The organism is Shewanella psychromarinicola (assembly GCF_003855155.1).
Lineage (GTDB): Bacteria > Pseudomonadota > Gammaproteobacteria > Enterobacterales > Shewanellaceae > Shewanella > Shewanella psychromarinicola.
On record NZ_CP034073.1, the window covers coordinates 4,000,588 to 4,015,597 of the forward strand.

A 15,010-nucleotide genomic window follows, 5' to 3' on the forward strand; every position below is an offset into this window, starting at 1 on the left:
GTGAATTATACGAGATTACCTTCTTCGCACAAAATTCAAACAAAGATCAACAGCCCCTAACGATTATCTGCCGTCGGCTTTTTCAGCAATTTGCGTTGCAAGGTTCTGCGGTGCATGCCGAGTTGGCGGGCGGTTTCTGATACGTTGCCGTTGTTGTTGGCGAGAACTTGTTGAATGTGTTCCCATTCGACACGTTTGGGGGTTAAAGGCTGTTCCCCAATGGCATCATAAGTTGTTGTTTCTGCCGTGACTGATAATGCATTTAATAAGGTTTGGGTGTCGACGGGTTTGGCGAGGTAATTGTCTGCGCCAAGGCGGATGGCTTCTACGGCGGTGGCGATACTGGCAAAGCCGGTGAGCAATACCATGTGTACATGGGGTAAAAGTTGTCTTAACGGTTTAATCAACGATAAACCATTATGGTCGGCCAATTTCATGTCTAGCACGATATGGGTGGGGAAAAATTGCCTTGCCATTAATAAGCTGTCGCTGGCGTGATGGCAGGTTTTACACTCAAAACCCTGCTTGCCGAGGCGGCGGGCTAAAATGGCGGCTAGGGCTAAATCGTCTTCAATAATCAATAGCTTGTTCATGGTATTCTCAATTCAACTTCTATTTACTTCTATTCGCTTCTATTCGTTTAAAATAGCGTCAACTCGCTTTTTGTTCGTTCAGCGGCAAGGTCACAATGGCTTCGGTGCCGCATTCGGGATGAGGTTTAAGGTATAATTTACCGCCTAAACGCTCAAAGCTGGTGTGACTTAATAATACCGCGATGCCCATCCCTTTAGGACTTTTTACCATGTTACTGCCTAATGTTTGTAATAAATGAGTCGCAATCCCCACACCGTAATCACGAATAGTAATACTCAGTTGCTTGGGTTGTGACAAGCCAATATTTACATCTACGCGGGTCTGATGCTGATTATCTTCACTGGCCTGAATGCCATTTTGAATTAACGCCATTAATGCTGGTAACAAGCTCATGTCGGTCATCACTATACGTGACTCAACTTGTGGTGCTATGGATATATTCAGTTGCGCTTCTGGCATCAATAAACTTATCTGCTCGGTTAAGGTTGCCACTAACTCATCGACTCGCTGTTCTGCTAGTTTTTGCTCCCGTATCGATTCGGTCGCTAAACGTAAGTCAGCTAAGGTGACTTCGCAGCGATTCAGTGCGTGCTGCATTTCGGTGATCAATTCCAGTTGTTCAGCATCGTGCTGAGTATCAACTAACTCATCGGTGAGTAAACGTAATGTGGCTAACGGCGTCGCTAGTTGGTGAGCCATTTGCGCTGATGCGGTGCCTATGGCCAATATCTTTTCTTGGCGTAACTGGCCTTCTCGTAAATAGCGCAGCTCGGCATTTTTCTGTCTGATCCGTTTGGCAATAAAGCCGACGGTGACGGTTAACACTAATGCCGAAATCACAAAATTAAACCACATGCCTAAATAGTGCGATCCCATGTCCATACTTTGACTTGCGGGCATCGCCTGATTTGCTGGCATAACGTGGTCCATTGGTATTTGGCTTATGTCGTGTTCCATTACCGAGCCACTATTTTGTTCGGTGATATCAACAATCATCAAGCTATAAAATATCGTCGACACTATGGTTAAGCACCAAGGAGCCCATCGGGGTAAGGTAATGGCTGAAATCGCAATCGGTAATAGCAGTAATGAGACAAAGGCATTGGTTGCTCCGCCGGTGAAATATAACCACGTAGTCCAAAACAAGGTGTCTAATAATAAGGTTAAGAACAACAAACCATTGTTGTTCATGCTGAGTCGATGAAAGCGATAGCTAAAACCCACATAACAGGCTTCAAAAATTAACACGTAAGACAAGGTTACTGGAGGAGTTGTTAAACCAAATAAGTCGGTGGCAAACAAAATAAGACCAATTTTAAGCCCCCAATTAACCAATCGCAGTAAGGCTAATTGTTGCTGGCTGGCATTAAAAGGCAGATTCGCATTTGTCATACTATTATTTATCCTAATTTTTATGATGTATTAAGCTAAAGAACCCGCTTTCAAATATGAGTGCCTTACAACACGGCAATTATGGGGGTATTTTATCAAATATTTACCCTTGCAGTGCCAATATTAACGATATTAATTCAGCGAAACAGACTCACTTTTTAGTCAAAAATAAAGTTAACAAGTAACAAAAACGCCTCGCCTAGCATTAAATATGTAGCTACAATGCATATAAATTCACGCCATAAAATCAACCAACCGCATTATAACCCCTCTTTCACGGTTATTAACGCATTTGGACTTTGGCTGTGTTTGCATTTATAGGCCATTTTTTCTAAATGTAACCTTTTTAAATATCTAATAATAAAACGATAAAACCAAGGAAGTTGTTCAATGATTAACGACATTATATCGCTCGCCAACAATGTGCTGTGGGGCGAATACCAAGTACTCATTTATATCTTGGTATTCGCCGGAGTGTGGTTTTCATTGAAGTTAAGGTTTATTCAATTTCGCCATTTTGGCTATATGTTTAAGGTAATGAAAGGCAGTACCCAAAGTGACAGATCAGGCATTAGTTCTTATCAAGCCTTGTGTACAGGTTTGTCAGCCCGTGTCGGTACCGGTAATTTGGCCGGTGTCGCCATGGCCATATCATTAGGCGGCAGTGGCGCGGTCTTTTGGATGTGGGTTATCGCACTGCTGGGTATGGCGACCGGCTTTGCGGAAAGCATTTTAGGCCAGCTGTATAAAGTACGAGACGATCATAAAGAATACCGCGGAGGACCCGCCTATTATATCCGCGCAGGACTCAACAAACCTTGGTTAGCAGTATTATTCGCCCTGTGTTTGTTCCTCGGTTACGGCATTAGTTTTAGTGCCATGCAAGCCAACACCATTACCGACGCACTCAACCACACTTTCGAAATTTCGCCAGTATATTCTGGGGCAGTCATTACCTTCATTGCTGGCATCATTGTTATGGGAGGCCTTCGCAGCATTGCTCGGTTTGCAGAGTTCGTGGTGCCTTTTATGGGCCTGGCATTTATTTTGGCAGCGGTAACCGTCACCATCATTAATATCCAACAAGTTCCCGGAGTATTGATGGATATTATTAACTCTGCTTTTGGATTAAATGAAGCGGCGGCCGGCGCACTTGGTGCAGCCATTAAAAATGGTATCCAACGCGGTTTGTATTCTAACGAAGCCGGTGCGGGCAGTGTGCCACATGCCGCCGCAGGCGCGACGCCGGTGCCAAATCACCCGGTTGCGCAAGGTTACGTACAAATGCTGGGGGTGTTTATTGACACTATGGTGTTGTGTAGCTGTACCGCCATTGTAATTCTACTGGCTCAAGGCAGTATTGGCAGTGAAATGGAAGGTATTCGTATCACTCAAAACGCCATGACTTATCATATGGGCATTAGCGGCGATATGTTTGTTGCCATCATTATTACTCTATTCTCTTTTACTTCTGTAGTGGCTAACTACGCCTACGCCGAAAGTAATTTACATTTATTTAAACTCGACAACATCTATGGTCGCACCGGGTACACACTATTGTATTTAAGCATGGTTTATTGGGGAGCCAATGCCTCATTAAAAGAAGTGTGGAACATGGCCGACATGGCGCTGGGATTAATGACAGTAGTTAACATCAGTGCCATTATGCTGCTCACCCCGACCATCGTAAACTTAACCCGCGACTACCAAGTTAAGCTTAAAACCACTAATAAGCCTGAATTCAAGCTGGCCGATGTAGAGATTCAAGGTAAAACCGAAAAAGGGGTTTGGTCTTAGCCGTTCATTAAGGCAGTTTTTTACGATAGATTTCACTTTAGCGTCAATGTAGCGGTTAGTTTTCAAAGCGGAATTGAATAAATGAGTTCAATTCCGCTTTATCGTTTATAACAACTCATTACAGCCGTACTAACTATAACGCCACTATCAAAATGCCACCATTACATCACTACTAGTACAACGCCACCATTACATCACTACTAGTACAACGCCAATATCACAGCACCACTTATGCTTGCAGCTGTCTTTTTCCCTCAATTTTGAATTCAAATAATCTCACACAAATGCTGCATTGTTGTTTAATCGGCTTTATTGGTTTAAATATCAATAGTTCATATCACATCCATAATTAAGCATAATCAGCAACAATGGCCGTTATGGTTAAAAATAACCAAAAGATACTGGCCTTACCTCATCGAGTTAACGTAAAATAATAATCTAACTAAAGAGGGGCTAATGGCTAATATATCTAAATTTGATCGCGAAGACGTACTCAAAAAAGCAAAAAACCTGTTTTGGCAAAAGGGGTTTCTAGCCACTTCTACGCGAGAAATTCAAACTATCATGGACATGCGGCCGGGCAGCATTTATGCCGCATTCGGTAGTAAGGCTGATTTATATAATCAGACATTAATTCATTATGCACAAACGTCCGCTAGCAATTTAAATGATAAAATCGAGCAGAATGACCACGTATGGGACGGGTTGAAGCAGTATCTGCGCAGCTTAATGGCTCCTTGCAGTGAAACCGTACCCAGTGAATTATGTATGTTGATGCGCACGCTTTCAGAACTTGATGAGTCACATCAAGAAACCCTTAGCATCGCTCGTGATTTATTGACTCAAGTTGAGCATCGCTTTGTCAATATCATTGAGCAAGCTCAAAACGAAGGTGATTTGCCTGCTCAATTGGATAAACATAAGCTCGCGAAAAAGCTACAAGTGCATATTATCGGTTTACGCTCTTACCTAAAAGCCACCGGCGATACTGAAACAGTAAGCCAGCAACTCGAAGAGTTTTTTATTCAGATACAAAGTTAACAAAGCGCCTAAGGCGCTTTTTAAATAACGCAACGACAAAGTTTTGCACCTATTTTACTGCCAAGATTTATTTAGCGGTAAAATTAGGCCAGCGCATCGTAAAACCTCACATCAAATTGACCAATGCCATGATAGCCAATATTGATTTTTGTCGCTAATGGCACTTTTACCACACCGCAGTATGATCCGGTAATGATCGCTTGCCCTGCACTGAGATTAATGCCTAATTTTGCTAAGTAATTAATCAGCCAATACACAGGCATTTGTGGTAATTCACACGGATGGAACCCAGAAAACTGCTGCACCATTTGGGTCTTAAACTCGCTCACCACCACATCGATATGACTGGCTTTATACGCGACAGACTTATCTATTTTAGGGCCAATATACAGGCCTTGATTACTTAGTCCATCGGCAAGTTTTTGATAAAAACTCGGTTGACTCTCACGGCTAAATCGATTCTGGATCAGCTCTAATGCCATATGCGTAGCTGAAATCATTTGGTCAATTTCACTATGGCTGTATTGACGATAAGCTTCAATGTCTTGCCCTAGTATAAACGCTATTTCTGGCTCTATCAGCGCTGTCGCCTGCCCGTCTGTCACTCTGGGTATAATCGCGCAATCAATACTATGACTCACCGGACCTTGCAAAATGGGCGCTACAATTAATTGACCATTGGCTTGTGGAACTAAGCATTTCCACCCCGCAATGGTGCCATTAAGATTAATCATCAATTGTTGTACAGCAATTGATTCTTCAATACTTTGAGGAAGTACCGCTAGGTAGTTAGAGTCGGGATGAAGAGTATTTCGCTGAGCAAATAAATGCATAGCAAGTTTAATAAGAGCGGGGTTATCAGTCAAAATAGCATCATCAAAACAATCAAAATGCTACATTATCGTTTTTAGCGACTTGGATCGATAGATTTCGTCACCGTATAATAAAAAAAAACCGCTGCAACATAGTCAGCGGTTTAGTTTTACATCCAATGATTTGGCTACGTTAGCCTAAATATGATGCTTAAAGTAGATTACTTGCTCATCGCTCTTAACATCCATGCGGTTTTTTCATGTATCCGCATTCGATCGGACACTAATGCTGCCGTAGACTCATCCTCAGCGGCTTGGGCTAATTTGAGCACTTGTCGCGCGGTTTTGATCACTTGCTCGTGACCTTTGGTCAGTAAATCGACCATGTCAGCTGAACTCGGTACGCCTTCAATTTCTTTAATGGAGCTTAAACGGGCAAACTCTTTATAAGTTCCTGGTGCGGCCACGTCCAAGGTGCGAATACGTTCGGCAATATCATCAACCGCTAGCGCAAGTTCAGTGTAATGCTCTTCAAACATTAAGTGCAGTTCGCGAAAGTGGATCCCGGTGACATTCCAATGGAAATTATGGGTTTGCAAATATAATGTATAGGAATCGGCTAATAAACTTTTTAAGCCATCAGCAATTTTTAGTCGATCTTCTTTTTTTATACCAATATCGATGTCAGTCATTTTATTCCTCGTAAAGTAGAATTAATTAGTCATAACATTACAGCATTTGTATAAATGGTGATGACAAGCTAGCAAGATTAACAATAAATATGGTTTATTCTTAACATGTTGCTTACATTGTATCTCAGCGAGTCTTTATCGTCGTATTATGACACCAACGAAAACAGCACACGCTGTTAAAACAAATATTACACCACTAATAAAACGGGTCTCAATTCAAATAACATTTATTTAATAAATAAGTTTATTGAATGTCTACATAAATTAACGTAATAAACTCGGGTAAATTAATTGCGATTACGCTAACTCATCGTTAATGTTAGTGAGTATTCATACTAACATTACCACTTAATGGATCAACCGCTGGCCATTAAACTCTGTTAATACTTTTATATTAATAACTGTAACCAAACATTGAAGCGGATCTCATATTGATGCTCGAAGAGGAAACAACACAAAATACATATACATGACCACCACAAGATTAATCAGCAGTACAATCACACTGAGCAAGCTAAAGTGGCTCATCATTTCATAAAACTCAAAAGGTAAATATATTGCGCCGCTAAGCAGTGCAAACCATTGGGTCCAGCGCATGTTATGCCATAAACCATAGGCTTCAATAAAGCGCACCAAAGTATATGCCGCAGCGCCTAGTGCCAGTATCGTCAGGCTTGATTGCGACACTGAACCCACTGCTGAAATAAAAATACTAGGGTAATGACTAGCAGGGTTTAGGTGTAAATGAGTAACTAGCTCAATTGCCAGCGTTGACAAGTTTTGACCGGCATAGATATGTAGACCAATCGCGACCAGTAACGACAATAGACCTTTAGATGCTTCAAGTACCGCAACGGCACGTACACCTTTATTCGAGTGCTTCATTGTGTAGCGTTTCCAATTTCCGGTAAAGCAAGCCGGCTAATATTAGCTTGTGACAATGACGATGGCGATTAATATTTCCCCGACAAAAAAGCACTTCGGTTAACGTGTTTAGTCGTCAATACCGATTCATTTTTACAAGTAAGTAACGTAAACACCTCGTCCAACTTAAACGGTGAAGTTACTGATTTTGGGCTGATAAAAGCTCGATTTGTTGACGCTCATCATCGGTTAGTGCACCGTAATCTCTTGGGTATGGCCAGCCATAACCCCAGCGAAATTGGGTCGGTAAATAAGGTGTACCGCCAACGCGGACCCCGGCTAACATCAATAATGCCACTTCAGATTGGCCGACTTGAGCCACACAAATACGTAATGCCTTATCTGATGCCAAACGCTCATCAGATGTCCCCCCTTTCCAGTAGTCATAATCATGACGTTCGCAACAGGACAACCATAATTGTTGCTGTGCAAAAGTGCCATCAGGAAATGCACTGCAGCCATCACTGGTAAACGGCACGAGTGTGTCGGCTTGTAAAGGATTGCCTAGCATCGACATACTGGCGATAAACATGGCAGCGCAATTTAAGCGGTATTTTTTCACTATTAGCATCCAGCTTTTCATTATTCACGCATTATGATGCCACAGCAACGATGACAGTAATAGAATATAAACGTTGTTTCTTGATTAAATCTTCTTTTACATCAATGGGTAAATCTATATAAGGCCAGACTAATAAGCCAGATTAATGTGCCAGATTAGCAAACCATTTTTGGTACGGTTGATACACGTCGTAAAGCCAATTAAATATAAAGGTATAGATAAAAAGAAAAGCTAACAGGCCCGCCTCCAGCATTAAGGTATCGACAAGGGTTAACCCTAAATACCACGACACTGAGGGGATTGTGATTATAAGCATTCCTCCTTCAAAGCCGCAAACATGTACTCCCCTGATAAACATCGTGCGCGCGAGTCGTTCCGCACCAAACAAACGATCAAACCATAAGTTATAAACATAATTCCACAACACGGCAAACACCGACAGAGCGAAACTGACCAGTAACATATCAGCGCTATTTTGCTTCATCACTATCGCACTTATTGGCACAATAAAGGCCATGGCGATCAGTTCAAAAGACACGGCGTGAAACATTCTTTCTCTACTTTGCATTTATATCTCAATTGGGGGGTGACGTTTTAACTATTTTCATCCAATATAAAGATACATTAAAGTTAGTAAGTATCGGTAAAAGCGATATGTATAGTATTGAACAGCTTGAGGCCTTTGTGGCAACCGTAAAAACGGGGTCATTTTCATCTGCGGCAAGAGCGCTTAATAAAGCGCAATCAGTTATCAGTCAGCATGTGATAAACCTTGAAATAGACTGCAATAGCGAACTATTTGATCGCAGTGGACGTTATCCTCAATTGACACCAGCAGGAAAAAAACTGCTACCCCATGCCCAAGTATTACTGAGCCAACATCAACGCCTGCGCGATTGCGCCAAAAGCCTAGACCAACAAGCAATATCTGAGCTGACAATTGGTTTAGATGAAGGCATTCCGCTGCAAAAGCTGTCTAATATTATTAATGAGCTCGAAGCTCAATTTCCAACTATCACGCTTGAGTTTTTAACGGCATCGAGCATTGATATAATCGATATGATTGACACTGAGCGGGCTGTTACCGGAATTATTTTCAGCGAGTTAACGATCCCGACTCACATCGACTTTGAATCTATCGGGTCAATTAAGTTTGATATGTATGTGGCGAGTGTTCACCCTTTAGCACAACAGATATGTGATAACTTAGCCAACTTAAAATTGCATCGTCAACTCTTGATCCGTTCGCGGAATACTAAATCCAGTAGCTTTCAGACAGCAATTAGCCCAGATGCTTGGTACGCCGACAATTACTATATTTTGCTCGAACTTGCATTGCAGGGACATGGTTGGTGTTTACTACCCAATCATATTGCCAATAACTATGTTAATAGCGGTCAATTAGTATTATTACCGTCTGAATTTAAAGAGATTGGCTGGCAAGCTAATGTGGATGTTATACAGCACCATTGTTACAGTCACGAGCCGGTATTTAAGCAACTTAGACACTCGCTACGGCAATTACTGACGCCATAATTTACGTTGATAATAACTATTCTCCATGTCATATATCGAACCGGCTTTGACAAACGAACCTTGCTGAACAACATGTAAAAACATTCCCAATTGAGCGGTGACAAACACGGCTTATCCCAACCCATTTATGATTAACATCAAAAAAAGCGCTACTGATTCAGCCTTAGTCGTGTAGCAAAGAGTACACCCAGGCTAGTGATTATAGTGGGGTTAACTATTATTTTTAAAAAAATACAACAACTCAAACAGCAGACTTTATACTTTGTTTCACACCTAGTTTTTATACCGTTTACAGCTTGTAAAAGATACTGGCTCTATTTTGAGAATTATCAATTGTTGAGATATCATCCGCTGTACACTTTGGTTTAACATTCTGTATTGACGATATATAGTTAATTAACCGCACAAAAATATACAACCAAACAACGATTGTTCAAAGCCATTGAGCCTTAGGTGATTTCGGCATAAACTCTGATGATGTTGCCTGTAACATAGTTGATTAACACCACAAATAAACCTTGAATAACGGTTGTGGTAAAGCTTGTTCTACGAAGCGTTATTTCGCTTATATTACAGCATCAAATTCGTGATATTGTAGCCTATCGTATGCTAAATTATACGATACAGTTGATAGCTCTGATGCTGATAAATAGCCCGAGGAACCGATTTATGCTGATTGAACATGACATTACTGACGTTTGTGTTGGAATGTATGTGGTCGAAATCACCGAGCCCAAAGATACGTTTTCGCTAACTAAACCTGGTGTGCTTAACAATGCACGAGTTATCGAAGCACTAAAGCGAAAATCGGTTACTAAACTACTCATTGATACCAGTAAAACTGAAGTTATTATCAAAGAAGTCGAGCAAAAAATCAATGTGCTCAAGCCTCAACCGCCTCGTAAAGTCACGCCTGCACGCACCGATGTGAAAGCAAATTTCTTTAATCAAGAATTAGTTAAAGCTCGCCAAGTATTTAATGAATCAAAAAACATTCAAAAACAGTTATTCCATAATGCCCAACACGGTTTGCCATTAGAAATGGACCCGGTGCAGAAAATCACCTCCGAATCGACAGATTTGATTTTCAATAATCCCAATGCTTTGTCGTGTGTGATTAACATCCGCAATAAAGATGAATATTTACTTGAACATTCGGTGTCAGTATCGGTATTGATGACTATGTTTTCTGTATATAAAAAAATCGACAAAGATATTGTTAATCAATTAGCAGTCGGTGCATTTTTACATGATGTGGGTAAAATTATGGTCCCCGATCGCATTTTAAATAAGCCTGATAAACTGACAGATGAAGAGTTTCATATTATGAAAACTCACGCCAGCTATTCAATTGAAATCATGAAAAACACCCCAGGCATTAGCCCGCTAAGTTTAGAGGTGGCAACTTTACACCATGAAAAACTTAACGGACAAGGTTACCCATTTGGTGTGCCAGCAGAAAAAATTACCCTATACGGACGGATGATCAGTATTTGCGATATTTTCGATGCTCTCACCTCCAATCGTTGCTACAAACAAGGTTATGCACAAGTCAAATCCTTTAGTATTTTGCGGGCATTGGCTGAAAAAAATGAATTAGATAAAGACCTAGTCGATCAATTTATACGTTGTATGGGGGTTTACCCTGTCGGCTCAGTGGTTCAACTTGAGTCGAATAGACTTGCTATTGTTGAAAGTCATAATCCTAAAGACCCAATCCGCCCGCTTGTGAAACCGTTTTATCATTTAAAACCGGATCATTTCGAAGTCGGGCAAAAGATTGATTTGGCAACAGTGACTGACGACTTAATCGTAAAATGTGTTCGCGCCGATGATTTTAACCTAAACATGGAACAAATTATTCAATATTTAGCCCACGAAGGCTAGCCAGTAAACGTTGCAGGCTTTACCTGTCGCAGTTAATTGAACTATGGGGTTTAAACGCTCTCGTACTTCAAGCTCATCAATCACGAAGTGCGCTTTACCATCAGTGTGAAACTACCAATGCTCACGATGTACCTGGGCAAAATGTTTGGCAAGAAAATGGCTATTGGGTAAATTGTGCACCACAAACTGCGACTAAATTCAGTGTATACATTGCATCCTTACGCTGCAGCATTACCTTTACAAATCGCGGTATGCTCACAAGCCTCTGAAGATAAATCAACCCAAACCACCTATGTCACCGAACATCACTAAAGCTTTAGTCTATTTTGCCTAAAGAGGCATACTTACTCATTTTTAGGTAATAACGGGGTTTTTCAAGACAGTTGTCGCCTAAAGGTTTAATAAGCCAATAACACAGCAATGCACAGACAATATATAAGGCTAAAGCTGATGCTAAATATAAAATGAATAGATCAATTCATTGGTTAGATGTAACCACGTCGGAGTGCGGATTATATGGGCATTGACGTAACCTGTCGGGGTTAATAATCCACTCCATGACACTAAAACACACACCAACCACCATAATTGCTAACGGGCAGTTAACGACAAATAAGGGCTTAAATCCGGTGAATAATAGTAAGCATAATTCAATAATGAGCTCACTAACAGGCAGCTTAAATATCGATGTAGATGGGTGGTTAATGCGCGCCAAATAACGTCACTTGTAACAAACTCATGCCTGCGAAAAATAAAACAAATAGAACACACTCAATGACAGGTTTTCGATATGGTGACTTTCCTATGGCGCCATATACTTTAAGGCGCAGCGTAATATCACTAATAGCACGACCAAAGATAATAAATTGTACCAATGGCAGCTTATTCGCTCAAGCCACTGTTGCCACTACCCCCCTTGGTTTACTAATTAAAAAGTGTTTGAATGGCACTGCCAATAACAAAAAAGATGAAACACCAGCGCCATAAAGTTAACGAATCAACGTCTGTTCAGCTTTCATCTCTTCTCTAGTTCTTAAAAACGGTATGAGTATTAAAGGTAATATAACAATTACTGATTCTATAAAGAACATATTAGCATAGCCCATATGTTCTGAGACAATCCCCTGCCAATAGTTAGATACCATAATGGCTAGGTTTCCAAAGGCCATATAAACTGTAAATTGGGTTGCCGCTACCATAGGATTGGTTGCACCCATAAAATAAGCTATCGATACGGCAAAGCCCATACCAAAGATAAATCCATGCGCTGTAGCAATGGTGTAAAACTCATAAGTATGAATATCTTCTAAGCCAGCCATATATATTCTTGTACCTAAATATAGTCCGGGAAATATCAGTAGGAAATAGAAAGTAAACAACATCTTTCGCAAGCCAAAGATATCAGCCAAATATCCGCCGATGACACACCCAATGCCCGCAAAAATGGTATTGAGTAATGTTACCTGAGAAATTTCATTATTGCTAAGGCCTAGATCGACTTGAATAGTCTGCAAGGAAGCATAAGCCAAAGCCATGGTGCCAGTAGGAAGAAAAGCAAACAATAAGGCTAGGATCGGTATTCTACCCGAAAGCCAAAAACTATCGAAGACGGCTTTAATGAAGTAGATAAAACTAACGTATAATTCCAGGGCCAGATCGTGAACGTTATTTGAGCGATTTTAGAAGGATATTGACCTGATCACGTGCTTGTGATCTTATACTCCTTTTTCAGGAGTCAGATTATGTATATCGAATCATTCAAGCAGCATTTTAGTGCCATTGACGACCACCGCCAAAGTGCAAAAGTCACCTATCCCCTGTTCGATATACTGTTCGGTTCGCTGTGCGCTGTTATTGCGAGTTCCAATGGCTGGTTCGAGATCCGAGAATACATTCTTGGTCACCATTCTTGGTTCAAAAAACAAAAAATGTTCATCGATGGGATCCCTGCTGACGATACCATTGCTAGGATAGTTTCTATGATTGATCCTGATAGCTTTAATGCATGTTTTCTCGCATGGATGAAATCAGTTCACCAGCTGACTAATGGAGAAGTCATTGCGATTGATGGAAAGACGCTACGTGGGTCATATAATCGTGATGATCGAAGCAGCACTATCCACATGATAAGCGCTTATGCCTCAGCGAATAAGCTGGTACTGGGTCAATTAAAAGCAGAGCAAAAAAGTAATGAAATCACAGCCATTCCAACCTTATTGAAAATGCTAGACCTGCGCGGAGCACTAGTGACAATCGATGCTATGGGCTGTCAAACGGCTATTGCTACAACGATTGTCGACAAAGGTGGCGATTACCTATTGGCGGTAAAAAACAATCAAGGCAACTTAGCTAAAGCGGTAAATAAAGCGTTTAGTTCGCACCGTTCAGCTGGCTTAAGTGATGACCATGTCAATATAGAAACTGGTCATGGTCGTATTGAAAACCGAACCTGCTATGTGCTGAGTTCAGCTGCACTTGACGGTGATTTTACACATTGGGAAGCACTAAAATCCATCGTTATGGTTGAAAGCTTTAGGGCTGTTAAAGGTAAGGCGGCGAGCCTTGAGTATCGTTACTATATTAGTTCGAAAGTGTTATCAGCAGAGCAAGCTTTAAGTGCGACTCGCGAACATTGGGGGATCGAGTCAATGCACTGGGTTCTGGATGTCAGCATGAATGAAGATTCATGCCAGATCTACAAAAATAACGGCGCTGAAAATCTCGCTTACTTAAGGCACATGTCTCTAAACATGCTGCAAAAAGAACCGACAAAGTTGAGCATTGTTGGTAAACGAAAGCGTTGTTTAATGAATCCTGAATTTCTAGAGAAAGTATTAATCGCTGGATTATGCGTGCCGACTAAATAATGAACACTCATGCGGTCGCCCTGCGTATAATTCATGAAGAACTGATTTTTCTGTGACTATTTTTGCTTTTTGTATATGTAGATCTTTTACAAAAAACAAAATAAACAATAAATTCAGAAATAATAGTACGCTAATGACCATAAGAGCAACATCAAAACCCCAATAGCCATAGATGAAAATCGCACCACTACCACCAATCGCAATACCTAAATACTGGCCACCGAACATAATACCACTGGCTCGGCCCCGCTCATCAGGTTTCAAATTACTTATTGCTAATGCATCAATAGCCACATCCTGTGTGGCGGCAAAGATGTTGTGTAGAATAAATAGACTCACTAGTGCATCGAAATTTTCAACAACATCCAGTAACCCTGAGATCAATAACGTGATCAACATCATTATGGTACAGGCAACAATCCATGCTTTTCTACCGCCATAATGGGTGAACTTGATAATATCGACAAATGGGGCAACCGCCCATTTAAAGGTCCAAGGAAGAAAGAGTGCAGCGGTGAAAATCCCAATTACGTCTAGACCTAAACCAGACTGACGCATAATAGAGACGAGTGCAATACTGGTAAATCCAAATGGGATACCCTCAGAAATATACATCATACCAAAGGAAAACAATCGGCCTTTGGTCGTATTAAATAGATTACCTTGCATAAACATCCTAATTATTTTAATTAAATATATGATGCTGGTGCGGACGTAACACAAACGTCGGTGATATTTAGGTGTGTATATCAATCAATGACTTGTGATGTTTTAATGATTGAAAAATTACTAATAAACAATGTTATGAATACATATTGTAGTCTATTAAATGGCTAATTTTTCTAAAACACAGTGCTTCATTAATGGGTTAAGCCAAAACCGGTGCAGTAACACTTATTAAACGTG

15 protein-coding genes are annotated in these 15,010 nt (G+C 40.8%); 6 read left to right on the forward strand and 9 right to left on the reverse strand.

Annotation, left to right across the window (positions count from 1 at the left end; all coding sequences use genetic code 11):
- Nucleotides 1-56: 56 nt before the first annotated feature.
- Both EGC80_RS17470 and EGC80_RS17475 read right to left on the reverse strand, forming a co-directional pair.
- Complete coding sequence (locus EGC80_RS17470) at nt 57-593, reverse strand: response regulator transcription factor (RefSeq protein ID WP_124011574.1); 537 nt, start codon at nt 591-593, stop codon at nt 57-59.
- Between the two features lie 58 nt (nt 594-651).
- The gene (locus tag EGC80_RS17475) at nt 652-1,986 is read right to left on the reverse strand and encodes a sensor histidine kinase (protein WP_124011575.1); all 1,335 of its coding nucleotides are present in this window, start codon (nt 1,984-1,986) and stop codon (nt 652-654) included.
- A 390-nt stretch (nt 1,987-2,376) separates the two neighbouring features.
- On the opposite strand from EGC80_RS17475, the gene EGC80_RS17480 reads away from it, so the two are divergent.
- Entirely contained in the window at nt 2,377-3,783 is a 1,407-nt protein-coding gene (locus tag EGC80_RS17480; RefSeq protein ID WP_124011576.1) for an alanine/glycine:cation symporter family protein, read from the forward strand.
- 456 nt (nt 3,784-4,239) lie between these two features.
- Nucleotides 4,240-4,824, forward strand: a complete 585-nt coding sequence (locus EGC80_RS17485) for a TetR/AcrR family transcriptional regulator (RefSeq protein ID WP_124011577.1) — start codon at nt 4,240-4,242, stop codon at nt 4,822-4,824.
- 83 nt (nt 4,825-4,907) lie between these two features.
- On the opposite strand, the gene EGC80_RS17490 is transcribed toward EGC80_RS17485, so the two are convergent.
- From EGC80_RS17490 to EGC80_RS17510, 5 genes are all read right to left on the reverse strand, one after another.
- On the reverse strand, nt 4,908-5,690 hold the full coding sequence (locus EGC80_RS17490; protein WP_124011578.1) for a hypothetical protein: 783 nt from the start codon (nt 5,688-5,690) through the stop codon (nt 4,908-4,910).
- A gap of 167 nt (nt 5,691-5,857) precedes the next feature.
- Nucleotides 5,858-6,328, reverse strand: coding sequence for a Dps family protein (locus EGC80_RS17495; RefSeq protein ID WP_124011579.1), 471 nt, complete (start codon nt 6,326-6,328; stop codon nt 5,858-5,860).
- A gap of 426 nt (nt 6,329-6,754) precedes the next feature.
- On the reverse strand, nt 6,755-7,213 hold the full coding sequence (locus EGC80_RS17500) for a DUF2127 domain-containing protein (protein WP_124011580.1): 459 nt from the start codon (nt 7,211-7,213) through the stop codon (nt 6,755-6,757).
- Nucleotides 7,214-7,391: 178 nt separating this feature from the next.
- Nucleotides 7,392-7,784 carry a hypothetical protein gene (locus tag EGC80_RS17505; protein WP_124012118.1) on the reverse strand — a complete coding sequence of 131 codons (393 nt, stop codon included), beginning with the start codon at nt 7,782-7,784 and terminating at the stop codon, nt 7,392-7,394.
- Between the two features lie 172 nt (nt 7,785-7,956).
- A complete protein-coding gene (locus EGC80_RS17510; protein WP_124011581.1) occupies nt 7,957-8,382 on the reverse strand; it encodes a PACE efflux transporter in 426 nt (141 codons plus the stop codon).
- A gap of 86 nt (nt 8,383-8,468) precedes the next feature.
- Between EGC80_RS17510 and EGC80_RS17515 the strand changes: the two genes are divergently transcribed.
- The 3 genes from EGC80_RS17515 (at nt 8,469) to EGC80_RS22495 (ending at nt 11,549) form a co-directional block, all read left to right on the forward strand.
- A complete protein-coding gene (locus EGC80_RS17515) occupies nt 8,469-9,350 on the forward strand; it encodes a LysR family transcriptional regulator (RefSeq protein WP_124011582.1) in 882 nt (293 codons plus the stop codon).
- Between the two features lie 669 nt (nt 9,351-10,019).
- A complete protein-coding gene (locus EGC80_RS17520) occupies nt 10,020-11,237 on the forward strand; it encodes an HD-GYP domain-containing protein (RefSeq protein WP_124011583.1) in 1,218 nt (405 codons plus the stop codon).
- A 174-nt stretch (nt 11,238-11,411) separates the two neighbouring features.
- Nucleotides 11,412-11,549, forward strand: coding sequence for a hypothetical protein (locus EGC80_RS22495; RefSeq protein WP_164839490.1), 138 nt, complete (start codon nt 11,412-11,414; stop codon nt 11,547-11,549).
- Between the two features lie 677 nt (nt 11,550-12,226).
- On the opposite strand, the gene EGC80_RS17525 is transcribed toward EGC80_RS22495, so the two are convergent.
- Nucleotides 12,227-12,799: an MFS transporter gene (locus EGC80_RS17525; RefSeq protein WP_124011584.1), complete on the reverse strand. Its 573-nt coding sequence runs from the start codon at nt 12,797-12,799 to the stop codon at nt 12,227-12,229.
- Nucleotides 12,800-12,979: 180 nt separating this feature from the next.
- Here EGC80_RS17525 and EGC80_RS17530 point away from each other — a divergent pair, with 180 nt between their 5' ends.
- On the forward strand, nt 12,980-14,104 hold the full coding sequence (locus EGC80_RS17530; RefSeq protein WP_124011585.1) for an ISAs1 family transposase: 1,125 nt from the start codon (nt 12,980-12,982) through the stop codon (nt 14,102-14,104).
- Here EGC80_RS17530 and EGC80_RS17535 read toward each other — a convergent pair.
- Nucleotides 14,084-14,773, reverse strand: a complete 690-nt coding sequence (locus tag EGC80_RS17535; protein WP_164839491.1) for an MFS transporter — start codon at nt 14,771-14,773, stop codon at nt 14,084-14,086. The genes EGC80_RS17530 and EGC80_RS17535 overlap by 21 nt on opposite strands.
- Between the last annotated feature and the right edge of the window lie 237 nt (nt 14,774-15,010).